The organism is Photobacterium sp. TLY01 (genome assembly GCF_021432065.1).
Classification (GTDB): domain Bacteria; phylum Pseudomonadota; class Gammaproteobacteria; order Enterobacterales; family Vibrionaceae; genus Photobacterium; species Photobacterium halotolerans_A.
Window position 1 is genome coordinate 874240 of the sequence record NZ_CP090365.1, and the last position, 24253, is coordinate 898492.

Below are 24253 nucleotides of genomic sequence, written 5' to 3' on the forward strand. Positions count from 1 at the left end.
AAGGAGCGCATTGCGCTCCTTTTTCATTTCGTAAACACCTGCAGGGGGAACTGAGGATGTTTCGTGTTCACTTTTAGCAGTCAGTCATTTTGTAGGCTGAGGCAAACAATAGGCTGAAACCTTCCTGCGAAATTTCTTGTGGTGTCAGCTCAGCTGCTTCTAAACGACGATAACATTCATTCAGGGCAGCGATCACACGTTCCTGCTCTTGCTTGTTCAATATTTCAGCGTTCATTCTTTTCTCTCTTTCTTTTTTTTGTTTTGAGTGATGTCCCGCTGGTTGTATTGGGTCAGCGGGACACGGGCCGAAAACGCTGTGGGTGTACTTTGTTACTGGATGGGGTACAAAGTTCGTGACAGCTTTTCTGGATAATCAGACCTTTCAACTGCGTCTCTATTTTCAGAATAATCAACCTGCAGCGTGATATTGTCAGGAAAAGGTAAAACCTAAAGCCGGTGGGGCGACTTTAGGTAACACATTAATAACGTGTATTTAAATCGTGCAACTTATTCAAAAATGCCTGAATCTGAGTTTCGTTGTTGTGGTGAAAATCTGCGGTTGTCTGGTTAATGACGGTGTCTGGATCTTCATTCAGGGTATGGAAGTGGTAAGTGTTGTGAAAGTTAACATCAACACTGACAACACCGTCTGACAGACTGACGCTATACCCGTCGTAACTCTCTGTACAGGTAATGTCGTCGAGCTGTTTGCCGTTTTCGACCGGTGTTCCCAGAGTTTTGATTTTTTCATAGGCTGTGAGTAAGGCACGAACATCAACGCTGTTTTTCATGATGGCCTCCCGTTGGATATACCCCCATGGTTTAAATTTAGGTGCTGAGTCAACCCTTGCAAGCTTTATTGGTGTTTGATTAATCCAGATCAATTCAGGTTGTAACAATTTCATTACATAGTGCTGTTCATCTGGATAAACACTGGTGTGACTATTTCTGAGCTGGGGTAGTGACCTTGGATAAGGTGCATGATAATTTGAGGAAAGTCGCAATAACAAAACGGAATTTCACAGATGTTCAAGCAGCTTACTGAAGCACAACCCGACCCGATTTTATCCCTGACACAAATGTTCCGCGATGATACCCGTTCTGAGAAGATGGATTTGGGTATTGGTGTTTACCGCAACAGCCATGGCGAAACGCCAATCATGCAGGCGGTATTTCAGGCTGAGCAGCGTCTGCTGGAAACGCAAAAAACCAAAGCCTATGTGGGGTTAGCGGGTGATGAAGTCTTCAATCAGGCCATGATGGATTTACTCATTAAGGACACATCAGCGTATGGCCGTGCCGCTGCGGTACAAACCCCGGGCGCCAGTGGTGCGCTGCGTATGCTGGCCGACCTGATGTACCTGGCACAGCCAGACACGACCGTGTGGATTTCGAATCCCAGCTATGTCAATCACAAGCCTGTCATGGAAGCGGCTGGCCTGAAAGTGAAGTTCTATCCTTATTTCGATACCGCCACCAAACAGGTGAACAGTGAAGCGATGCTTGCAGAGCTGGCGAAAGCCGGCCCGAAAGATGTGGTACTGCTGCATGGTTGCTGCCATAACCCGACAGGCGCGGACATCTCATTCGATGACTGGAAAGCCATCACTGCGCTGGCGAATAAAAATGGTTTCCTGCCATTTGTTGATATCGCTTATCAGGGATTTGGTGACGGCCTGGAGCAAGATGCTGCCGGTTTACGTCATCTGGCTGACAATGTGGAAGAAATGATTGTTGCCACCTCTTGCTCCAAGAATTTTGGTTTGTATCGCGAGCGGACGGGCGCTGCGATTGTTATCAGCGATTCCCTGAAAGAAGCACAGAAATCAAAAGGCAGAATCCTTCAGTTGGCACGTGCGTCTTATACGATGCCGCCGGATCACGGTGCGGCGCTGGTGGCGACTGTCCTCAATGATGCGTCTCTGACCGCCACCTGGAAAAGCGAACTGACGGAAATGAACCAGCGTTTGCGACGCCTGCGCGCCGGTTTAACTCAGGCAGTGCGTGACAATGGCTCCGACGCGTTTGATTTCATTGAAAAGCACAAAGGGATGTTTTCCGTCACAGGTCTGAGCCAGGAGCAAATCATTCAGTTACGGAATGAGTTCGGCATTTATGCGGTGGGTGACGGCCGGATTAACATTGCAGGTTTGCAGGAGCAGAAGCTGGATTATCTGGCCAAAGCCTTGCTGAGTGTCAGTCGCTGATCGGCGAGTCACACTTCACCCAGACAGAAGGAGCACTCAGGTGCTCCTTTTTCTTGGCGTTTTCATCGATTTTTTATTGGTCCGGGAACACAAACTCAGCCTGCACAGGGTAATGATCAGACAGATCGTTGTAATAGCCATTATGCCAATACTCGCCTTCTGGTAATGGCCATTTGCCTTTCAGGTAATGCCAGTACCATTGCTCATCGGCTTGCAGTTTCACTACTTTCATCGCTGCTGGTACTGAGGGTTGCAGGTAGTCCTGGTGCCAGAGCACATAATCCAGGGTATCGTTGTAGTTGAGTGAATAACCGTCTCTGTACGCACCTGATTTGGTGATCCAGTTGTATTTGGCCGAGAAGCTGCCGATGCTTGGATCGGGGAAGAACAGCTGGCTTTGTGTCGTTGCCAGCATGTCTGCAACCTGATCCTGGCGGCTCCACTCCACATTCAGATCGCCTGCAATAATCACGGGCTCTGAGGCCGGTATCGCTTGCGCTGTTATGAAGTTTTGCATTTCAGTCAGTTGCGCCATGCGCACCGGGTGCTCTTTGTCCGGGTTGTCAGTACTGGATTGCAGGTGTGTCCCAAGCAGGTGAAAGTGCTGGCCATTTTTGTCAATTTCGACGTAGGCAAAACCTTTGTTGGCATAATAATCCCAGGTGCTACTGTCGCTGGCGTAATAAACATGCGCTTTCTGGCTCACAATGGGGTAGCGGGACAAAATAGAGACCCCGCCACGCACAACCACAACAGAGTTGGAACAATCACCGGTGAATGCATCCCATCCCCGGCCGCTGCAATCTAAACCCACAACCGGGGTTTGATATGGATACAGAGACGCCAGTTCACTTAGCATGACTTCGGAGTCTGGATTGAAGGCTTCATTGATGATCAGTACATCGGGTATGTGTTCCAGAGCAGAAATTGCAGCGGGTATCCGCTGGGCGCGATTGGCCTGATCCCAATCGCCGAAAGAGAGTAACAGCGTGTTGTACGCCATGACGTTTAATGTTTCTGCCTGAGTGAAGGATGACAACAATAACAAAGTTGTCCCTATCGTTTTTTTCATTGAATGTGTCCTTGTTGATTAATGAAAGAGCATCGTGCTCGCGATGAAATGATAGGTTTGCTTATGTTAAGAAGTTGTTTCTTTCAGATGAAAATTACAGCTAACTAGCAGAAAAATAAGAATAATTGAGGAATAACTCGAAGAAATGAAATTTATCTAGCAGAAATTACCGGGTTGAGTTCGGGCTGGGAGCAGGTGTCGGGGCAGAAAAATAGTCAAGGCGCGGTGGATCAGTCTGTACCGGCAGAAAAAGTACAGACTGATGGACTCAGCCTAACCACAACTTTTCAGATTTCTCAGACGCTTGCTGAATGAGCCAGTTTGTCATTGCAGCAACAAGCTCATCATGATTTGGCAGCGCAAGCGCACCAATATCGCTGACTAAGGTCTCGTTCGGATTGTCCGGATCGGTAAACAGCATGCCGCAGGCAGCAGGCTTTCCTTGATAGAAACCCACAAACAGTTGGGCCGGGCAGTCGGTCTCCAGCATGATCTGTGTCAGAAACTCGATGACAGCTTCAGATTCTTCACCTTGCCATTGGCTGGCATGAACCAGAGAAAACCGAATCGTGAGCGGGTGGCAATCGACAGGGTAGACACTTAACAAATCTGAAGGTGAATCGAAATCAGAAGCCTGAACCGGATTGACAGCCCGTTCATTCTGCGTGGCATGATAGAGGGCGAGGCCTTGTTTACTGAGTGCTGTGGGAAATTCAGCATCGGTAATATGGCTGGCCATCCAGGCATTTTTTTGTGCGGGCAACTGTGTGATTTGAGAATGCATATCTTCGATTTCTGCTGAATTCAGCCTCAACGATACATGAAATGGGCAAAAGAAGGTATGTTAAATTTTTACTCCTCTGTTGCTGCTCAGTGATTCAGGGATCAGTGTTTGTCAAAGTAGTCCTTATTTCTGATGTATTTGTGCATATAGTGGTAGGTGATAGGGCGCAATACCCAACTCACCAGTGATTTGTACAGCCTGACCGGTGTCGAGATGTTGTCGTAGATTTTCTCGTTGTGCAGCCAGAGCATTTTGCCGACATGCCAGTGCATCAAAGGGATGGCTGGCAGAAAGGTGACAATGTCCAGATCGCAGCAGATCCGGTAGGTGCAGTGATGGTAACTGTAGGCTTGTCTGAAACTCCAGAAACCGGCCGCCGGCTGACCGAAAGTGACCACCCGTTTGATAGCGTCTGGAAACTCGTTACCCAGCCTTTCCACGGTCAGCACTGCCATGGCACCCCCCGAGGAATGGCCGGTAAAAGAAATGCGTTTACCGTTTTGAATTAAGGGTAACAGGGTTGAGCGAATCTGCTGATAGAGCGACTCATCCTGGAAATGCTGTGCATCAGCGGCCTGCAGATAATCAATTTCTTGTGAAGCAGACATGGAGGGGAACGCCTCTGCGTAGCGATTCGAGCCTAATTTACTCTTCTGCTCCAGAAGAAAGTGATAACCCCAGTGGACTCGATAAGGCTTCTGTCTTCCCGGCAGTTTTTGGGGGAAACATGCAAAATTAAGCAGCCAGTCCCACAGATTCTGAGAGCCTTTGAACACCACGATGGCTTCATTCTGCTCTCCCCAGAGTACCCGGATAATGGTTCGTCCCCATCGGTCGGTAATATCCCGCCGGCCAGTCGGAGCAAAGCCATACTGGGTATGGTCGAAGTCTGCCGGATAAGCTTGCCGGCATAAAATAGCGTAGCGTTCGTACTGATAACGTTTCAGTTTTTTCATACAGTCGCAAATGGGCGCTTTTGAGTGTGATGTGACCTCTGAGGCTAGCGGGTGAACATCGCAAATTCATGACAAAATGCCAGCGATCGTTTGATGTGGCACTTCTCTCAAGTTTCTCTGAACACGCATTTATTCCATGTTCAAAGCATAGTGCTGCTTGTTTTTTGTTCTTTATGCTGTCATTTTGAGTGGGTAAACTATGCGCATCTGGCATTGTGCGCACAGTGTGCCATGTTGTTTAGGGCATATCCCGAAAGGGAATCACAAGGACAATTGCTAAATTGAAGCCAACTTTAGGAGAATGACTCATGGAAAATGGTTTACATAAGGCTTTGCAACAACAATGGTCTTCACCGGTGTTTGACCCTAGCCTGTACTTTTCTCACGTTGAAACCTGGATGCAGGTTCATCGGGCCTGGGAAACCATTGCAGCGAAGCAGTTCACCCGCGCAACACACGATAGTTATGGCAATACCCTCAAGCAGATTGAACAAGCCGATAAGGTATTGAACGAAAAAGTGCAGCAAACCAAAGAGCAAGGACTGGTGTTTCCGTTCGATATGATGCAGTTAGCCAGTGAGAATATGCTCTCAGGCTGGCTGGCGATGACGGGTCAGGAAAGCGCCGCTGCAGACAATTCACAACAAGTGGCTGAGCTGGAAGAAGCATTAGCACAGATGACAGCCGAGTGTGATAAAGCTCAGAAAGCCAAGCAAACGGCGCAGCGTAACCAGCGTAAAGTGAAAACGGATCTTGACGCCAGCACGGCGAAGGTGGCATCGCTGAATGAAGCACTGCGCGCGGCAAAAGCTGAGTTGGCAGAAGCAAACAAGCTGGCTAAAAAGGAGCAGGCAGCGTTGCTGGCAGATCAAAAAACACTGCAGAGTGAGAATGATGCGCTGAAAAAGCAGCTGAAAGCATTGCAATCTCAGCAGGTATCGTCTGCCAAAACATTACAAACTAAAGCATCAGACGCGTCCTGATAAACAGGTTAACCGAATGCCGTGTACATCAAGCGCCGAAAGGCGCTTTTTTGATCATGCGGGAAAAGGCAACCGGACAAACACTCAGGCACTGAAGATCGGGGGAGGTCTTCTTTTGCCCGGTTGCCATAAAATGAAACCGGTATGCTTGCCAGCCAAGTGATTCATTCTTTGTAAGAATCACGAGCAGGCGCTGAACGCTGCGGTTTCATGAAACAACAATGTAGATTAAAATAGGGAAACAAAAAATTGAAAATCCTATTTTTAAAGGTTCCCCTTTTCTATGAGTGGCCAGCGTCTGAAAACGCAATTCCAGCGTCTTTATCACCATTTTTCCGGTCAGGACAGCGATACCAATTTGCAGGACATTTCTGATGTCCTGTTCTGCACGCGTCGCAATGTGCGCATGGTCATCAATAAGATGGTCGAGAAAGGATGGATCGACTGGGAGCCGGCGATCGGACGCGGTAAACAATCGCGGCTAGTCTTTCACAGTACGGATACCGAACTGCAGTACAATCACGCCCGCAAGCTGGTTGCTGATGGCAAGCTGGAACCCGCTCTGGAAGCGCTGGGTCACGACGCCAATAAGCTTGCTCAGCTCATACAGGAACAGTTGGGACTAACCACGCAAAAAGGACGTCAGATCGTCCGCGTCCCGTATTACCGAGCGTTTACTAATCTCAACCCGCTTCGTCCGCTCCGGCGTTCTGAGCAACATCTGGTACGGCAGATTTTTAACGGGCTGGCACGGGTTAATGAGGAAAAAGAGGAAGTCGAAGGGGATCTGGCCCATCACTGGGAAGCCTTTTCAGCCCGCCACTGGCGGTTTTATCTTCGCCCGGCCGTGCGGTTTCACGACGGCAGTCTGCTGGACAGCCAGGATGTCGTAAAAAGTCTTGAGCGCCTGCAAGGCCACCAGTTATTCAGCCATCTCAGCCATATTTCGTCACCTTTTCCGAATACTATTGATATCCGTCTGAGTCAGGATGACTACCGTTTGCCTGATTTGCTGGCCAACATCATGGCGATGATTCAGCCTGCTGAGCTGGACAGCGACAGGGAAGCGGATTTGTTTCCTGTGGGCACCGGGCCTTATAAAGTGACGCAAAATGACAGGCAGCGATTGACGCTGGAAGCGTTTGATCACTATTTTGGCTTTCGTGCACTGATCGATGTCGTTGAGATCTGGATATTAACCGGTGTCACTGCCTGCTATCTGCAACCGGGCACTGATAAGGTTGTTGAAAAGATTAAGGATGTGAATGATCAACTGACATTGGATGAAGGCTGCAGTTATCTGCTGTTAAACCGGGTGAATGGCCTTGCCAGCGATCCCGAGTGGCTGGCTTATTTTCAGAGCCGGTTTGGGCCAATGCAGTTGCTTTCAAGAATGGATCCGGCCGAAATAGGCGATATCCGTTTGATCAATGCCTATGGACTGTTACCTGGCTGGACCGATCTCAATCCGCAACCGGTAAAAGCGGCCGCACCGGCTAAGCGGATGGTGACGCTAGCGTTTCCGCAACATCACCCGGTTTACCATGAACTGGCCCGGGCAATCGACAGTGTACTTGCTGAGGATGGTCTGAGGCTGAAAGTGATGGAGTTGAGTAACACAGATGTGTTGATGGGCAAGCACGCGGATAAAATTGATATTTGGCTCAATGGCATGAGTCTGAGTAATCACAGGGATGATGCATTTCTGGCCTGGCTTTACAGTTTCGAGCATATTTCACGGGCCATGCCATCCAATGAGTTTGACGCGCTGAATCACAGTGTTGCGGTATGGCGTTCTGACCGTGGCCGGACCTGCCCCAGCCATGAAATAGGGGCGAGTCTGGTGAAATCAGGACAAGTGATCCCTTTATTCCATGCCTGGTTGGGTGTGTACAGTGCTGGTCCGGTACAAGGCATGGCGCCGAACTCTATGGGATGGTTTGATTTTAAATCCGTCTGGCTCAAACCGGGTCTGGAATAGACCCGGTCGCTTTGTTGTTTATTGCGTGGTTTCGGTGATGGCTTTGTCGGTTCTCGGATCCCAGTCCTGATCACTGAACCAGCGCCCAATCGGCCGCCAGACGGTATCGATCATCGACTTGTACCAGGGAGCCTTACCGGATGCTTCCGCTGCAACAATAGGCTGAACGGTCAGTAATTGCTGGTCGAGGTACCACTCGACTTTCCCAACCTGCTGGCCTTTGGCGACCGGGGCTTCCAGATTGGTGTCATAAAAGACTTTATGCTCGAGATTTTTTCGCTGACGACGCGGTACGGTGATCACGCCACCATCGGACACCTCAACCTGAACGTTTGACGGCGAGCCATACCAGACTTTGGCCTTTTTCAGTGTTTTGCTGTCAAAGTCGGGTTTAAAATCCTGATAAAACCGAAAGCCCCAGGTGAGTAACTTTTTACTTTCGTTCCTGCGGGCATTGACGTTTTCTGTTCCCAAAACCACGGCGATCAGCCGGAAATCATCCTGGGATGCCGAAGAGACCAGACTGTAGCCAGCATCTTTGGTATATCCGGTTTTCACACCATCCGCATTGAGACTGGTGTCCCAGAGAAGCGGGTTACGGTTGCCTTGTTTAATCTTGTTGAAAGTAAAGGATTTGATTTTGAACAGCTCATACATTTCAGGTAAATCCTGAATAAAAGCCCGTGTCAGCAGCGCCATGTCATAAGCGGTTGTCGCTTGCTGATCGCTATCCAGGCCATGCGGATTCGTAAAATAGGTATTATTCATGCCTATTTTTTCAGCCTGGCGGTTCATCATTTCGATAAATGCGGAAGTATGGCCGGCCACATGCTCGGCCAGCGCGACGGTGGCATCGTTGCCGGAAGAAATGATCACACCATGATTGAGATCGTCCACTGTGACTTCATCACCTACGTTGATAAACATCACGGATGAGCCCGGAAATTTTTGACTCCAGGCATTTTCGCTGATCACCACTTTGTCATCATTGTGAATATGGCCGGCTTTCAGCTCAGTTCCGACCACGTAACTTGTCATAATTTTAACCAGGCTGGCGGGGGCATGTGTTTTGTGCTCGTTGCTGCCTGCAATCACTTGCCCAGACTGATAACTCATTAAAACCCATGCATCAGCGGCGACTTCCGGCGGGCTGGGCATGAGTGCATCTTCTGCCAAAACGGGGGAAACCAATGTAAGGTACAGCCCGGTTGTACAGCATAACAACGCGGGTCTAAACAGTGTTTTTGTCATAGTCCAGTGCCCCTATTCAGATGACGCCGAGAGATACCTTTCAAAATACAGAGCCGCTTGTTCTGTGCTCTGATAACACGTGACTGTGCTGGGTCATTTGTATCCATCGTCACGAGTGATGGTAATGTCTGCCTTTCCAGTGATTGCTCGTCCTTAAAGAAAATCTGACCATCATTAGATTCTGATGAGTTCTCCTTCCAGCTTAGTAAAAACTTTGTTTCTGAGGATATTTTTTACCGGATGTCTCAGTGGTTTGGCTTGTTGTACAGTCAACGAGTTCCTTTCATGTTTATTTCATCTTCTGTTGTTATTTTGACTTAGTTATCAAAAAAGTGGCAAGGCATTCATAAATTTGTTCTAAAACCGAGATTTGTGTGCAACTTTATTTTATTAACAGATCATTAACAAAGACAACGGGATGACAAATGAAACGAGCACTAACGCTGCTGGGACTTTTAACATTCGGGGTACAGGGCGAGGCTGTCGCTCAGCTTAGTAACGGCGATTTTGAAAGCTGGAATAGTGGCAGTCCGGTGCACTGGACAATCCTTGATTCAGGGATCAGTGTCAGTGAAACCATCAGTCCGGTTTATTCGGGAAGCAGTGCGGCGGCAATCATGGTCAATACTGACACGCAAAGTTCAACAGATTTTCGTCAGATTGTCAGTGTGACCCGTGGTGAAACATATGACTTCAGTGTCTGGATTTACCACACAGAGGGAAATGTGGCTGCGCGCTTGTATGTTGATGGTTATCTGGATTATTCCATCCCGGCAAATACCGGTCAGTGGCAGCAACTCAGGTATAGCTATACAGCCGGGAGTACCACCAATATTGAAGTCGGACTACGTTTCTATGACCAACCGGGGTTTGATGGTTCAGAAGTGGTTTATGTGGATCGGTTTGAACCTGGCGAGGACGGCACTTCAGGCGGAGCTGGTGAAGGAGGCGGGCTGAGCGATCTGTCGAGTTACTATCAGACGGCTGAAGGCTTGACCGGATATACACTGAAAACAGCACTGTACAATATCATCAAGGATCATAGCGCCCAGAGCTATAGCGATCTGTGGACGTTTTACAACGCGCATGAACGGGATGAAAGCTATGAAGATGACGGTTCTATTCTGGACATTTATTCAGAGAACCCATCGGGAACCGATAGTTATACCTTCACGCCTGGAAATGATCAGTGTGGTTCCTATAGTGGTGAGGGGGATTGTTACAACCGTGAGCATTCTTTCCCCCGTAGCTGGTTTGGCGGGGCGGTTGCACCGATGAATACCGATGTACACCATGTGTTCCCGACCGATGGTTATGTGAATGGCAGACGAAGCAGCTACCCATACGGTGAAGTTGGCAGCGCGACTTATACTTCCGAGAATGGTTCAAAGCTGGGTTCAGCAGCGTCCGGACTGAGTTATTCTGGTATTGTGTTTGAACCGGTCGATGCCTTTAAAGGCGATATTGCCCGGGCGTATTTCTATATGGCGACCCGCTACCAAAACGGGATTTCAGGCTGGGAGTCGAATGATACACACGGCGACGCAGTGTTGAACGGAACCAGTGATCAGGTGTTTGAGGATTGGTTCCTGACCATGTTGCTGCAATGGCACCAGGAGGATCCGGTCAGTCAGAAAGAGCAGGATCGCAACGAAGACGCCTACAACTTCCAGGGCAATCGTAACCCGTTTGTTGATTATCCGGAATTTGTGACAGAAATATGGGGTCAATAAGCATCCGACACTCAGGGACCCGTTTGGGTCCCTTTCTTTTTCTCATTGGATGAGTGTCTCAGCGAAAAGTGAAGCACTACAAATTTTTGTAGTCATTTCATCGCATTATTGCAGTCCTGAACCACAATATAAAAAATGCAACAGTGTATTGTTTGTTGAGTGTGTTGTCTCATGGAGTAGAGAATGCGTAAAAAAGTGTCTTACTTTGTCCTTCTTCTGATCTTGCTCGGATGTCCCTTTTTAGCCTTTGCCAGTACGGAAAGCATGGGTTTGGATCTGACCCGGACGACCATTGGCTATATCGCCATTCTGATCTTTGTGGTGGCTTATGGTTTGGTGATGGCAGAAGAGTATCTGCAGCTTCGCAAGTCAAAACCTATGCTGCTGGCAGCAGGTATCATCTGGATCATGATTGGTTTTGCTTACAAAGAGCAGGGCGCGATCGAGACAGCACATATGGCGCTGGAGCATAACTTACTGGAATACGCCGAGCTGATGCTGTTCCTGCTGGTGGCAATGACGTACATCAGCGCCATGGAAGAGCGGCGATTGTTTGATGCGCTTCAAGGCTGGATGGTCAGTAAAGGATTTAACTTCCGATCGCTGTTCTGGCTGACGGGGTTTCTGGCCTTTTTTATCTCCCCGGTGGCCGACAACCTGACCACAGCGTTACTCATGTGTGCTGTCGTGATGAAAGTGGGCGGGGAGAATACCCGTTTTATCAATCTTGCCTGTATCAATATCGTAGTCGCTGCCAATGCGGGCGGTGCGTTCAGTCCGTTTGGTGATATCACAACACTGATGGTCTGGCAGGCCGGATTGGTCCGGTTCACCCAGTTTTTTGAGCTCTTTGTTCCCGCCCTGGTGAATTATCTGGTGCCTGCGTTGATCATGTCTTTCTTTGTTCCCCGCACTAAACCTGAAACGATCAGCGAGTATGTGGAATTGAAACGGGGCGCGCGGCGTATTGTGCTCCTGTTTTTGCTGACCATACTGACAGCGGTGGCCTTCCATGCGTATCTGCACTTCCCGCCGGTGATGGGGATGATGATGGGGCTGGCTTATCTCTCTTTATTTGGTTTCTTTCTGCAAAAAACCTTGCCGCGTTCACTGGAGAAAAAACGAGCAATTGCCATGGCCAATAATGACAGCGCGGCGCTGGAGCGTCTTGGCTCTGTGGTGCCCTTTGATGTGTTCAGACGAATATCGATGGCGGAGTGGGATACCTTGTTGTTTTTCTATGGCGTGGTGATGTGTGTCGGCGGGTTAAGCTTGCTGGGCTATCTGAGTGTGGCCTCAAATCTGATGTACACACAATGGGATCCTATGTGGGCCAATATCACCGTCGGTGTTCTTTCTGCAGTCATTGATAATATTCCTGTTATGTTTGCTGTGCTGACGATGAACCCGGATATGTCGATTGGTAACTGGTTGCTGGTGACATTAACCGCCGGAGTTGGCGGCAGTTTGCTGTCGATTGGCTCTGCTGCCGGAGTCGCTCTGATGGGGGCGGCTCATGGCAAATATACTTTTTTCGGTCACCTCAAGTGGGCACCGGTTATTGCACTGGGGTATGCATTAAGTATTGCGGTACATCTGGTATTAAATACGGCTGAGTTTGGTTAGATCAAACAGGGCACTGACCGATACGGCGACGATCTGATTAAGAAGATTTGCCTGCCACCAGTAACACTTTGGTGGCAGGCTGAGGTTTACAGTGCGGATTTCAGCTCTGCAATTAAGCGATCAATATCATCACGGCTGACATCTAAATGGGTAACCAAACGCATTGGGTTTCCCTGACTCAGGAGAATCCCTTTCTCTTTCAGCGTTGAAAGCAATTGCGCCTGATTAATTCCATTGTCCACTTTAGCGAACAAAATATTGGTTTGTACCAATTCGGGCTTAGTGCTGAATCCCGGTACAGTGGTCAGTTGCTCGGCTAAATAACGGGCATTATCATGGTCTACTTTCAGCCGGGCTGTATTTTCCTGCAGTGCGATTTTACCCGCTGCGGCCAGAATACCGGCCTGGCGCATGCCGCCACCCAGCACTTTGCGCCAGCGTCTGGCTTTTTTAATGAACGCTTGATTGCCAAGTAACAGCGAGCCCACAGGTGCGCCCAGCCCTTTCGACAGGCAAATCGTGAACGAATCGAAGTATTTGACGATTTCGGTGATATCCACATCCAGCGCTGCCATCGCGTTGTAAACCCGGGCACCATCTAAGTGCAGCGAGAGGCCGTGTTGATCCACAAAAGTTCTGGCTTCTGCCAGATAAGACAGCGGAAGCACCTTGCCGTTAATCGTATTTTCCAGACTGAGCAACCTGGTACGTGCGAAGTGACTGTCGTCCGGCTTAATGGCAGCCGCCAGCTTATCAAAAGGCAGTGTGCCGTCAGGCAGATTCTCAATTGGCTGCGGCTGAATTGAGCCCAGCACAGCCGCGCCGCCACCTTCAAACTTGTAGTTGTGCGCCTGCTGTCCGCACAGGTATTCATCACCACGTTCGCAGTGTGCCATCAGCCCGAGCAAGTTGGCCTGTGTGCCGGAACTACAAAAAAGCGCGGCTTCAAAGCCATGTCGTTCTGCAGCCCATTGTTCCAGCTCATTGACTGTGGGGTCGTCGCCGTAAACATCGTCCCCAACGGCCGCATTCGCCATGGCCTGACGCATGGCAGGAGAAGGCTGAGTGACGGTATCAGAGCGAAAATCAATATAACGGACACTAGAGGGGGGAGCGTATTGGCTTTCTGTCATAGTAGAAATTCCATGTATTAGATGAAGATGGCTGTCGCCGCCGTGACGAAGAGATTCAATATAGCATGAAAAGTCGATGGGTCAGTGGGTAGCCGACATCAATGAGCCTATCTCTACCATTCGAGTTGCCTTATGTTCTGAATCAGGCGTCAAAAACGTTTATCAATGATTTAAGGTGCAACATGAAATGCTGCATTCGTCGCCTGGGAAACGATTACCAGGGATATGGCCGTTGAGTCACGAATTTTCGCATGGATTGTGGGGGAGTACATTCAGGCTCTGCTGATGACGGTTCAAACAGCATCCAATGACGTCGGTGGGCCAGCCCCATATCTTTTCCTTTGCTCATCACAAAACAACTGACTTTTGCAGAATCCGGGATTAGCACATACCGATCCGGCGCTTCATGTAACCAGGCCCAGGCTCGTCGCTCCTGTTCGGCTATCGGAGCAAGATAGCTGAAGTGAGTCACGGTTTGTGATGAAAACAGGATATGCTGCTCTTTGAAATTGACCAAGCCTAGCTCAGAATCATGACCGACACTGTGGGCAATCTCCGCCATGATCGCCTTTGGCGTGCGGTTTGGGTCCAGTAAATGATATCCCCAACTGGCAAAAATAAGCCAGGTGATTGCGAGTAACCCTCCCATGGTCAGATAAGCGTTGTGAGTTCGCCGGTACCAGAGTGTCGCCAGCCATATTCCACCTGTGATGCAAAGCATGACACCGGCTTGTAAAGTCTGTTCTTCAAGCTCGCGAACGGCTTTTTCCAGCCCAGCGATACCTGCAATACCGCCAAAAAACAATACAACGCCAATCAGAGTAAGCACTGTCATGATTAGCCAATGGAGCCATCGTTTGTTGTCCAGAAGGTCAACCGCCGGGCTCAGTGCGAGCGCCAGCATAGGTAATGCCGGCAGGACGTAGACACCGCGTTTTCCTGGGCTAATGCTAAAGAATACAACCACCAGAACGACCCAGCTCAGGAGCACCCAAACAACGGGGTATCGTTTCCAGGAATCGCGTAAGGGCTTCCAGAATGCAATAACCATAAAGGGGAGTGGAAACCAGAATACCGGGATCACCGACGAAATAAAATAATGCCAGGGTTGCAGATGCCCAAGCGAATTGGCATAGCGCTCTGCTGTCTGCCTGAACAAAATATTATCCCGGTAAGCCTGAAATTGCGGGTCATCATTGACACCGGTCAGGATAAGGAGAGGGATTAACCAGGCTGCAATGACGGCTAGCATGACTAAGGGCCCAAACCAGGCTCGCTTAGAAAAAGCCTTTGGAAGGGCGTGACGCTGCGGGAAAAAATAGACGGCCATCGGAATAAACATGAGTATGGGTAAAAAACCGACCCCCTTTGTAATAACACCCAGCCCCATCATTGCCCAGGCCAGATGATACAAGCGCCAGTTCGGTGATAGGAAAAAGTGACGAATCAGGCAATAGCAGGAAACGGTAATCCAGCAGGCCACCATGGCGTCGATTTGGGCATTTTTTGCCTGGATCAAAAACTGCGGTGCCAATAACAGCAGGAAAAGAGCGGTTCTTGCGGTTTTGATATCCCACAGCCTGCGAGCTAAATCCCAAACCAGCACCAGAGTCAACAGGCCACAAAAAGCGTTTGGCAGCAGAAAAGAGATTTTCAGATTGCCTGTCATCCAGTAAAAAAAAGCGATACTCCAAAAGAAGACGGGTGGTTTGTCCGGGTATAGCTCGCCGCCTCGCATTGGAAAGAACCACTGTCCGGTCGCGACCATTTCCCGGGCAACTTCGGCAAAACGTGGCTCATCGGCTGGCCAGGGCGCCCGCCAGCCAATTCCCCAGAAGAGCAGGATAATAGCGATTGAAAATAGCAGGATGCTCAGTTTATCCCATGGATATCTTGATTCACTGATCGTATGGGTTTGAACCTGGCTTGATGGCATGTGTCGCGTCCCTGGTCGATTTTTCCCGGTTGAAGTACAGATAGATCCCTAAAGCACTGGATAGTGTAAAAAGTAAAATACTGATGGTCATCTGATGATGGTCTGACAGACGAACGCCTGAGCCTGCCATCGCAAATACAGCGGTTTGAGGCAAAAAGCCTAGAAGAGAACCGATGACGAAAGCGCTTGTTTTCAGCTTGCAAGCCCCGGAAAACAAGTTGGTGAAAAGGTTGCTGCCGACAGGGAGCAAACGAATAATGAGAATTTTCTTGGCTGGGTCATGAAGCAAGGATTTCTCGAACAGACGCAGATACTTTGTAAAGCGCTGCTCAAGTAATAGGCCGATGATATGCCTTGCCAGCAGGAAGCAGCCCATAGATCCAGCCAGCGTCACCAGTAAAGCGATCACGATGCCAAGTGGTCCACCAAATAAAAAACCAAACAAGAATGCAATGGCCTGACGCGGCCCGCCAGCACCAATGAAAACAATTGCCGATACATAAAGCGACAGCCACTTCAACGGACCCGCATGGTCCAGCCAGTGGGCGATGAGATGATGATCGGTAAATGATGGCATCCAGTCATTGCGAATCAGCAGATAAAGAGCCAATAGGCAGGTTAAGATGATTGTCGCTTTGACATACAGCTTATTCATGTGTTGCCCGTTGGCTGATGTTTTCTATTTGTGGGTTTTTACAGCGGCGACTGAGCCATAACACGCCACACATATCAATGAAGCCGACCCAGGCACGGTTAAGCGCATTGTATTTTGATACACCTCCCCAGCGGCCTCTGTGATTGACTGGCACCACATCAATCTGTCCATCTAAGCGGCGGATCAGAGCAGGTAAAAAACGGTGCATATGGTCGAAATATGGCAAAGCAAGGTAAGTGCGACGAGGAATGAGTTTCAGGCCGCAGCCCGTATCTTTGACGCCATCTTTGAGTACAGCCTGGCGAATGGCGTTTGCAAATCTGGACTGAAATCGCTTCCATTCAGTGTCTTGTCGGTTTTTCCGGTAGCCTGCAATACAGAAATGCGGATTGTCCTGCTTGGCCGCTGCGTCCATTAACGCCGGAATATCGGCTGGGTCATTTTGCCCGTCGCCGTCCAGCGTGACTATCCACTCTCCTTTGGCCTGATGGACCGCGGTCAATAAAGCCGTACTTTGTCCAACAGCATGCTGGTGACGAACCACGGTTAGCGCCACATCGGGGTGGTTTTGTCCCCATTCATCGCATACAGCATAGGTATGATCAGTGCTGCCATCATCAACAACGATAATCTCGAACTGGCAGTGATCGCTCAGCACTGATTGAATTTCACTCAGCAACATTGGAAGATTCATTGATTCATCTTTGGCGGGGATTACTGCAGAAACAAGCGGGTAGGTCACCACACACATCACTCCATGAAATTTAACAATTTCAGCTCTCCGACCCGGTATGTTGCGAGCCAGCAGAGATGCACCTAAAGCAGAACGTCACTCATAATATCAGTCTGATTTGACCGTTTTATTATCCCTTTTACGCATTGAGTATCATTTGATATAGCATATAAATCAAATGGATGGGAAAAATGTATTTCGATGATTTGTGTTTCATCGCAATTTAGAATCATTGATAAAACTACAAATAAGAATGGTTTGCTTTTGGAGGTGTCAGGGATTCATTCGAGCATCAAACTTCACGATTATATTTTGAATATAAGGTGATAGTCTCAAAAATGTATCAACCATCGGCGAAAGCAACGACTTCACTCATATGAAGAAACGATGACAGTCGATCATCGAAATGTGTACAGCAACAAGATGGCGGATGTACCGCTGAGCATTATTTTGAATAAGTAACTGATGCCTGATAACAAAGTATTGAGTGAGCAGAGAATGACTTAAAATAAGAAGCATATTCAGCCAATTATTGTGATTGATACAATTTGTTCAAATTTGGGCTGTATAAGAAAAAAACATTACTTTTCCTGAAGTTAGGGTGGTGCTTGCTCGGGGAAAATTTACTCGCGTAGCAGAATCTTTGACTACACTTTTAGTTGCGAGTCAACTGAGTGGAGGAAAGGAGGATGTTAGCTGAACACCGGCAGTACCTGTTACCAGGCGGTAAAGGATACCATTTGGATGTGAAAGTTATACCGACTGGTTTTCTTGAAGTTGAAATCATGGAAGAACACGATAAGTTTTTGGCCGAGTTTGAAGAACTTTCGTTTCAGTCAAATGGCAAAAAAACTGAGTTAGTTTGTCGAGATCATGTCGGTGGTGAATGTGTACGCTGGCAAGTGGATTTAGCGAACGATGATGCCCGGGAGCTCGCTAAACTGATCGAACTTGCTGAGGATGAGTTTGAGTTGCTAATGCGTGATCTATGACGAATTATCAGCATCGAATTCTGCGAAATAAACCCTGCTTCGGCAGGGTTTTTCGTCTGTTTGCTCTGGTCAACGCAATCGGTTGGGCAATCGTTTCGTTTCATCAACACTCTGTTTCTGTCAGGCTTTGGCTTGCGGGTTGTTCCGGCGGTATTGAAGGTCTAAAATCCTTGCCACAAGATGCGATTAACGCATCAATCTACGCCCTACCGTATAAAGAAGAACATCATGAAATTAGAAGCGATTGACTTTACTGCTGATGACGCACAAGCGCGTTTCGTTGAATCACTGCGCGAAACCGGCTTTGGCGTCCTGAAAAACCATCCTTTGCAGCAGGAGCTGGTCAGCTCCATCTATGATAACTGGCAAGCATTTTTTGATTCCGAAGAAAAATACGCTTTTCGTTTCAATACCAACATGCAAGATGGCTTTTTCCCGCCAGACGTTTCTGAAACGGCGAAAGGCCATAATCAGAAAGATATCAAAGAGTTTTTTCACTATTACCCATGGGGTCAGTGCCCTGACGCGCTGAAAGATCAATTGCAGGATTATTATGCCCAGGCTAATGCGCTGGCATCGACCTTGCTGTCCTGGGTAGAAAAGCACTCACCGGCCGAGGTATCAGCCCTGTATTCGCAGTCTTTATCGAGCATGATTGAAAACAGTGACAAAACCTTGCTCCGCGTTTTGCATTATCCGCCTCTGAAGGGTGAGGAAGGGCTGGGCGCTATCCGCGCCGGTGCGCATGAAGATATTAATCTGCTGACAGTACTGCCAGCTGCCAATGAGCCAGGATTGCAGGTAAAAGCCAAAACAGGTGAGTGGCTGGATGTACCGTGTGAGTTCGGAAACCTGATCATAAACATTGGCGACATGCTGCAGGAAGCGTCTGGCGGTTACTTCCCGTCAACGACTCACCGTGTGATTAACCCTGAAGGGGCAGATAAAACGAAATCGCGTATTTCTCTGCCACTTTTCTTGCACCCGAAGCCAGAGGTTGTTCTGTCAGAGCGTCATACCGCTGACAGCTACCTGATGGAGCGCCTGAAAGAGCTGGGCCTGATTTAATCATTCGATCATCCTAATCAAGAAACGCCAGCTCAGTGAGCTGGCGTTTTTGTCTGGCATATCAAGGCTGAATCGAATCTTTGATCAGCCAGCTTTCATTACATGGATGTAGGGGCATGGATGTTGGAGTAGTAGGCGGTCATCACCGCGTAGCGATGCAAAGTTGTATTTGTGTGTAGTCGTTTGAGTGGATGGTGAAGTTGAGTAACACCCTGGCTGAGTTCGAACTGAGTCTGCAGTTGCCCGCTCAGAGATAATTCACTGGGCAGTAATTTGATGCCGTCCTGCAGGTAACCCTGAATATTTTCCGGCATCTGGCCAAGCCACCAGGAAGGAAGTTGTTTACTGGCTTTGCTCCGGTCAAACCAATGGTCAGACAATAGCAGTAAGTGGTGATCCCCGCTGGGATTCAGTTGCTTTAAGGTCAGGCCGATAGCCTGAAAAAGAGAAGAGCGACGCGCCAGATTAGCGCTTTGAAGGCGGTGCGCAATCACCCACAGGGTTGCTTCACTGGTCCGTATCCGAAATACAGGCGGCATCATCACATCATCGCATTCCACCTGTTCAAGTGTGGCGGCTATCCCTTCCTTTTCCAGCGTCGCCAAAACTCTCCGACACATGAGTCTGCCTAAATGACGATCGCGCATCCCCCGGTTATGCACCGTAGGATAATGTTGTGTACACAGCTGTAAACAGTCAGCCTGAAATTGTTCGATGCTGACAGCAACTAACTCACTGATCAAAATCAGCTTAACCTCACGTGATCGGACGAGACATTGATAATGGATATACCGCTCTATGATATTGCCAGAGCGCAGAGCAGAAAAGGGTTATGTGCCTGAATAATCTGAACCTGTATCAAACTTATGCGTTTAGTTTGAAATGAACTCTGTTTTTAGTCAATGCATGGCTTGAAGGATGGCGATGTGAGGGAAAGCGATTGATCCCTGTGTCGAATCAGCCCGGGATGTTTTGATAATAGACCGAGCTAAGACGACAGAACCGGTTGCCATGTAACGGCCAGAATCAAATTATCAGGAGATGAAGCCCTGTGTTATCTCTCTTCAGAGGGAGTCTGCTGATGAAATTTGGGTATCCAACGCTTGAAGGTCTTCTTCCGGAAACTCAGTAACATTATGGCGCCGGCGATATAAAGCAGCGGCTCAACAACACCGGATTTTACCGACCAAAAGTAATGCACTGGCGCCAGTAGCACGGCCAGATACACCCAATAGTGAAGTTGTTGCCAGCGCTTGCCTAACCGGCGCTGCATGCTTTGCGTTGAGGTCATGGCAAGTGCCAACAGAATTAACCAGCAGACAGCACCCACGGTCAGGTAAGGCCGTTCGGCAATTTCGCTTGCCAGCAATGCCCAGTCCAGATTCAGATCAAGCAGGACATACACCAGCAGGTGCAGAACCGCCCAGAAGAAACTGTAAAGTCCCAGTAACCGTCGGACTTTGACCAGACTCCCTTGTTTCCACCATTGGGCCAGCGGAGAGATCAGCAGTGTGATGAACAAGGTATTCAAGGCGGCTTTGCCGGTGAAGTGGCTGAGTCCCTGAACCGGATCGGCCCCGAGCTGGCCTTTGAACGTCTGGAAGATCAGTAACACAAAGAAAAACAAAGACACCAGATGGATCACCACTTTCAGGGCGGTGATCTGACGCGGGCTGATACGGTATTTTTTCTGGCGTGCTGTTGAAACTGATGTCATCAATAAAACTTCCTCAAATCCATTCCTTGATAAAGCCCCGCGACTTCAGAGGCATAACCATTGAAAGGCAGAGTTGGCTGACGACGGCTGCTGAACAAATTGCCTTCGCCGATAAAGCGCTCACTGGCCTGGCTCCATCTTGGGTGATCCACTTGCGGATTTACGTTGGCGTAAAAACCGTATTCTTGAGGCGCAAGCAGATTCCAGGTGGTGGGTGGTTGTTTATCCGTCAGTGTAATTTTGACGATAGATTTGATGCTTTTGAAACCGTATTTCCAGGGGACAACCAATCGGAGCGGCGCACCGTTTTGCGGTGCCAGCGTTTTCCCGTATAAGCCGACAGCAATCAGAGTTAAAGGATGCATCGCTTCGTCCAGGCGCAGGCCTTCGACATACGGGTAATCAATCCCGCCGCCCAGCCGGCGTGAGGCTTGTCCCGGCATCTGTTTCGGGTCATACAATGTCTCGAAAGCGACATATTTTGCGTGACTGGTTGGCTGTGCATACCTCAGCAGTGAGGCTAGCGGGAAGCCGATCCAAGGCACGTTCATCGACCAGGCTTCAACACAACGCAGCCGGTAAATGCGCTCTTCAATTGGAAAGCGTTTAAATATGTCGTCATAATCGAGCGTGAAAGGGCGGGTAATCATGCCGCTGACATCCACTTTCCATGGATCGGTCACAAAATTCGCTGCCCGGCGAGCAGGATCAGACTTGTCGGTCCCAAATTCATAAAAATTATTATATTTCAGAATTTTGTCTTCAGGTGTCAAAGACAGGTCCGGGTGAAAACGTGTGGAATCTGGGGCTTTGAGTGCCCGTCGGCGATCCGGTATTTTTTCTTCATCACTAAAAACGTCAAAGATATTGGCCTGGGCTTGCGTGGCGAGTGGCAGTGTTGCCAGGGTAATCCCGAGCTTTTTGAGAATGTCGCGGCGTTGGTGATAAACCGACTCCGGCGTGACATCACTTTCCTTCAGTTGCCAGGACGGGGTTGATCGAATACGCATGTGCATCCCTATGTGCGGTATAAATTCACTGATGCTACAAAAGACCTGTATCAATCAGAAAAATTTCATTCGCACGGATGTTCATCGTCAGAAAGCCTGATGACGCGGCTTGCGATAACCGCCGTCTGTTATTGCGTGATATGGCCAGTTTTGACTAAAAGCAGACAGCCATCTCGGGTTGCAGGCTGGTGAGCGCTGCCCGGTGGCGTGCGAAGCCAGAAACCTTCGCTATATTCTCCCCATTCATCATAAAAGCTGCCGGCAAGGATATAAATTTCAAGGCCGCCTGCGTAACTTTGTGGCGGCAGCGTCGAACCCGCGTGCCACTGCATGATGACTGTGCGATCTGAGCCGTAACCATGTAGCGGGAGCACTGATTGTCCGGGGTAATGACCGGGCTGCCATCTGGCGTTATGGGTATCAATCCTGAGCGGTTCTCTGTCGCCTTCCGGAAACATGTTCAGTTTGACATATAGTGTGCAGCCGCTGTCGCTGGCAGGCGCATGACGGGTGTTTGCCGGGTTCCGGATATAGGTGCCGGCCGGGTAGTGGCCAAACTCATCCTGAAAGATGCCGCTGACGACAAAGATTTCTTCGCCGTTTGGATGGTAATGGGTTGAAAAGTGCGTGTTGGGTTCATAGCGGACAATGCTGGTGACTTCCCCCGTCTCTTTTGCCTCCCGCTCCAGTGGAATACGCCATACGCCGGTTGCCGGGGATGCCTGCCAGTGTTGTGCCTGGGTGTTGATCACCACACGTTGCTCTCTGTTCATGTTAATCGGCTCAAAGGGAGCCTCAGCGGTGGAACTCATGGCTTTGTCTCCATGCGTAAGCTTTCAGCTGCTTCCTAAAGTGTAGTTAATCCACTGCTGCCGGAAAGTCTGCAGCGTGTATCTTGTATCGTGACGTGACAGCTGATGGTGGCTGGTATCTCTTCTGGATGCATATTTCTGCCTCCAAGATGTCAAGCTGTGATGTAAAGCAGTAAATCTCTGACTTTTACGATTGACCTGAGCTGGATGCTTGCTATTCTAGCGAACACTTGTACGCCGAAAGACAGAGAATGACATGTCACATCCCAAGCCGCCAATCATCTGGCTCAATTTGATGATCTTTACCCTTACTTTTTCCATCGCTGCGATTGGTGCACCTCTTTATGCTTACTTTGTCGGGTTCGACTGGCAGCAAGGGCTGATGCTGCTGGCAGCTTTCAGCTACTGTGGGTTGTCGATTACCGCGGGCTATCACCGTCTTTGGTCGCATAAAGCGTATGAAGCAAATGCTGCCGTGCGTTTTATCTATGCGATTGGTGGTGCATTCGCGCTGCAAAACAGCGTTTTGCACTGGTCCTCTGATCACCGGATTCACCACCGCCATGTGGATAATAACGATGTTGATCCGTATTCCGCCAAGCGTGGTTTCTTCTATAGTCACATCGGCTGGATGCTGCGTGAATATCAGGCACACCGCTATACGGATTACTCAAACTGCCGCGATTTACAAAAAGATAAGATTGTCATGTGGCAGCACAAGTATTACGTCCCCCTGGCTGTGGCGACAAATTTTGGCATTCCGCTGTTGTTTGGCCTGATACACGGAGATGTCTGGGGAGCCTTGCTGTTATTCGGAGTTGTTCGTCTGGTGCTCAGTCACCACACGACCTTCTTTATCAACTCTCTGGCCCATATCTGGGGTTCGCAACCTTATACGGATAAAAATACGGCACGGGATAATGGGTTTCTGGCTTTCCTGACTTTTGGTGAGGGCTATCATAATTACCATCACATCTTTGAAAATGACTACCGGAACGGCATTCGCTGGTGGCAGTTTGATCCAACAAAGTGGCTAATCAAATGTCTGTCCTGGTTCGGTCTTGCCAGTAACCTGCGTACTTGCCCGGAAGATAAAATTGAAAAGGCGAGGGCGACCATGATGCTGAAACGTATTCAGACGCGTCTGAGTGCCGGACCGGATAGCCGGGTTGTGTTGCAAAAAGTGGAAGCCGAGTATGACGTGCTGATTCAGAAAATTTCAGAATACTACGCGACCCGAAAACAGTTACTTGAGGTGAAAAGACAGGCGCTTCGCGACCAGTATGACAACCTGGATATTGTGAAGCAATATCAGGAAATCAAAGCCCGGCTGGAACAACAGCGCCGCGACTGGAAACTCCTGACAGCTCAATATGCCTGAGCCTGGAAAGCGTAAACAGAAAAGCGGGCAATGCCCGCTTTTTTTGCACATATAATTCTACACAAGTCCCATCGTTTACAGCCTATCGCCACTTTATTGACGTAAACCTGACCTGCTATTCGCTGGAGCTCGGTACACTGACTGTCAAATTCAGAAAGTGATCCATGCTACGTTTTGTGTCATATATAAGAAAATCGCAGTCACTTACTGAGTAAAGATCAAA

Annotated in this window: 23 protein-coding genes; 9 read left to right on the top strand and 14 right to left on the bottom strand. The window is 49.0% G+C overall.

All coding sequences use genetic code 11. The features are described from left to right. Positions 1-73 precede the first annotated feature (73 nt). Positions 74-235, bottom strand: a complete 162-nt coding sequence (locus tag LN341_RS19585; RefSeq protein ID WP_162836567.1) for a hypothetical protein — start codon at positions 233-235, stop codon at positions 74-76. Between the two features lie 244 nt (positions 236-479). After that, entirely contained in the window at positions 480-791 is a 312-nt protein-coding gene (locus LN341_RS19590) for a DUF3081 family protein (protein ID WP_046221134.1), read from the bottom strand. Positions 792-1025: 234 nt separating this feature from the next. Here LN341_RS19590 and LN341_RS19595 point away from each other — a divergent pair, with 234 nt between their 5' ends. Beyond that, positions 1026-2207, top strand: a complete 1182-nt coding sequence (locus tag LN341_RS19595; RefSeq protein WP_234205345.1) for an amino acid aminotransferase — start codon at positions 1026-1028, stop codon at positions 2205-2207. Positions 2208-2280: 73 nt separating this feature from the next. Here LN341_RS19595 and LN341_RS19600 read toward each other — a convergent pair whose 3' ends face one another. The 3 genes from LN341_RS19600 to LN341_RS19610 all read right to left on the bottom strand — a co-directional run bounded on the left by LN341_RS19600 (position 2281) and on the right by LN341_RS19610 (position 5019). Then, a complete protein-coding gene (locus LN341_RS19600; protein ID WP_234205347.1) occupies positions 2281-3279 on the bottom strand; it encodes a sphingomyelin phosphodiesterase in 999 nt (332 codons plus the stop codon). A gap of 268 nt (positions 3280-3547) precedes the next feature. Further along, positions 3548-4063 (bottom strand): hypothetical protein, encoded by a 516-nt coding sequence (locus LN341_RS19605; protein ID WP_234205349.1) that lies wholly within the window; start codon positions 4061-4063, stop codon positions 3548-3550. Positions 4064-4164: 101 nt separating this feature from the next. Beyond that, complete coding sequence (locus LN341_RS19610) at positions 4165-5019, bottom strand: lipase (protein WP_234205351.1); 855 nt, start codon at positions 5017-5019, stop codon at positions 4165-4167. Between the two features lie 308 nt (positions 5020-5327). On the opposite strand from LN341_RS19610, the gene LN341_RS19615 reads away from it, so the two are divergent. Both LN341_RS19615 and sgrR read left to right on the top strand, forming a co-directional pair. Further along, the gene (locus LN341_RS19615) at positions 5328-6002 is read left to right on the top strand and encodes a hypothetical protein (protein ID WP_234205353.1); all 675 of its coding nucleotides are present in this window, start codon (positions 5328-5330) and stop codon (positions 6000-6002) included. A gap of 283 nt (positions 6003-6285) precedes the next feature. Continuing rightward, complete coding sequence (sgrR, locus tag LN341_RS19620) at positions 6286-7983, top strand: HTH-type transcriptional regulator SgrR (protein WP_234205354.1); 1698 nt, start codon at positions 6286-6288, stop codon at positions 7981-7983. Positions 7984-8001: 18 nt separating this feature from the next. Here the strand turns inward: sgrR and LN341_RS19625 are convergent, their stop codons facing one another. Next, positions 8002-9234: a serine hydrolase gene (locus LN341_RS19625; protein ID WP_370643757.1), complete on the bottom strand. Its 1233-nt coding sequence runs from the start codon at positions 9232-9234 to the stop codon at positions 8002-8004. Between the two features lie 425 nt (positions 9235-9659). On the opposite strand from LN341_RS19625, the gene LN341_RS19630 reads away from it, so the two are divergent. Beyond that, positions 9660-10967: an endonuclease gene (locus LN341_RS19630; protein WP_234205358.1), complete on the top strand. Its 1308-nt coding sequence runs from the start codon at positions 9660-9662 to the stop codon at positions 10965-10967. Between the two features lie 183 nt (positions 10968-11150). Continuing rightward, positions 11151-12593 carry a sodium:proton antiporter NhaD gene (gene nhaD, locus LN341_RS19635; RefSeq protein ID WP_234205360.1) on the top strand — a complete coding sequence of 481 codons (1443 nt, stop codon included), beginning with the start codon at positions 11151-11153 and terminating at the stop codon, positions 12591-12593. A gap of 86 nt (positions 12594-12679) precedes the next feature. Here nhaD and ltaE read toward each other — a convergent pair whose 3' ends face one another. From ltaE to LN341_RS19655, 4 genes are all read right to left on the bottom strand, one after another. Beyond that, entirely contained in the window at positions 12680-13684 is a 1005-nt protein-coding gene (gene ltaE, locus LN341_RS19640; protein ID WP_234206595.1) for a low-specificity L-threonine aldolase, read from the bottom strand. A 256-nt stretch (positions 13685-13940) separates the two neighbouring features. Then, on the bottom strand, positions 13941-15662 hold the full coding sequence (locus tag LN341_RS19645; RefSeq protein WP_046221144.1) for a glycosyltransferase family 39 protein: 1722 nt from the start codon (positions 15660-15662) through the stop codon (positions 13941-13943). Next, positions 15625-16317, bottom strand: coding sequence for a TVP38/TMEM64 family protein (locus LN341_RS19650; RefSeq protein WP_234205361.1), 693 nt, complete (start codon positions 16315-16317; stop codon positions 15625-15627). The genes LN341_RS19645 and LN341_RS19650 overlap by 38 nt, the downstream gene beginning before the upstream one ends. Next, entirely contained in the window at positions 16310-17068 is a 759-nt protein-coding gene (locus LN341_RS19655) for a glycosyltransferase family 2 protein (protein WP_255783134.1), read from the bottom strand. The genes LN341_RS19650 and LN341_RS19655 overlap by 8 nt, the downstream gene beginning before the upstream one ends. A 671-nt stretch (positions 17069-17739) precedes the next feature. Between LN341_RS19655 and LN341_RS19660 the strand changes: the two genes are divergently transcribed. From LN341_RS19660 to LN341_RS19670, 3 genes are read left to right on the top strand one after another with little or no spacing between them, the layout of a single operon-like run. After that, entirely contained in the window at positions 17740-18042 is a 303-nt protein-coding gene (locus LN341_RS19660; protein ID WP_046221147.1) for a hypothetical protein, read from the top strand. Continuing rightward, a complete protein-coding gene (locus tag LN341_RS19665; RefSeq protein WP_144409063.1) occupies positions 18039-18290 on the top strand; it encodes a hypothetical protein in 252 nt (83 codons plus the stop codon). The genes LN341_RS19660 and LN341_RS19665 overlap by 4 nt, the downstream gene beginning before the upstream one ends. Continuing rightward, positions 18271-19110 carry an isopenicillin N synthase family oxygenase gene (locus LN341_RS19670; RefSeq protein WP_234205365.1) on the top strand — a complete coding sequence of 280 codons (840 nt, stop codon included), beginning with the start codon at positions 18271-18273 and terminating at the stop codon, positions 19108-19110. Before LN341_RS19665 ends, LN341_RS19670 begins: the two co-directional genes overlap by 20 nt. A gap of 98 nt (positions 19111-19208) precedes the next feature. On the opposite strand, the gene LN341_RS19675 is transcribed toward LN341_RS19670, so the two are convergent. The 4 genes from LN341_RS19675 to LN341_RS19690 form a co-directional block, all read right to left on the bottom strand. Then, the gene (locus LN341_RS19675) at positions 19209-19730 is read right to left on the bottom strand and encodes a hypothetical protein (RefSeq protein ID WP_052730014.1); all 522 of its coding nucleotides are present in this window, start codon (positions 19728-19730) and stop codon (positions 19209-19211) included. Between the two features lie 434 nt (positions 19731-20164). After that, positions 20165-20827: a protein-methionine-sulfoxide reductase heme-binding subunit MsrQ gene (msrQ, locus tag LN341_RS19680; RefSeq protein ID WP_234205366.1), complete on the bottom strand. Its 663-nt coding sequence runs from the start codon at positions 20825-20827 to the stop codon at positions 20165-20167. Further along, positions 20827-21837 carry a protein-methionine-sulfoxide reductase catalytic subunit MsrP gene (msrP, locus tag LN341_RS19685; RefSeq protein ID WP_234205368.1) on the bottom strand — a complete coding sequence of 337 codons (1011 nt, stop codon included), beginning with the start codon at positions 21835-21837 and terminating at the stop codon, positions 20827-20829. The genes msrQ and msrP overlap by 1 nt, the downstream gene beginning before the upstream one ends. A 128-nt stretch (positions 21838-21965) precedes the next feature. Then, a complete protein-coding gene (locus tag LN341_RS19690) occupies positions 21966-22649 on the bottom strand; it encodes a cupin domain-containing protein (protein ID WP_234205370.1) in 684 nt (227 codons plus the stop codon). Between the two features lie 256 nt (positions 22650-22905). On the opposite strand from LN341_RS19690, the gene LN341_RS19695 reads away from it, so the two are divergent. Further along, positions 22906-24030 carry a fatty acid desaturase gene (locus LN341_RS19695; protein ID WP_234205372.1) on the top strand — a complete coding sequence of 375 codons (1125 nt, stop codon included), beginning with the start codon at positions 22906-22908 and terminating at the stop codon, positions 24028-24030. The last annotated feature ends 223 nt before the right edge of the window (positions 24031-24253 follow it).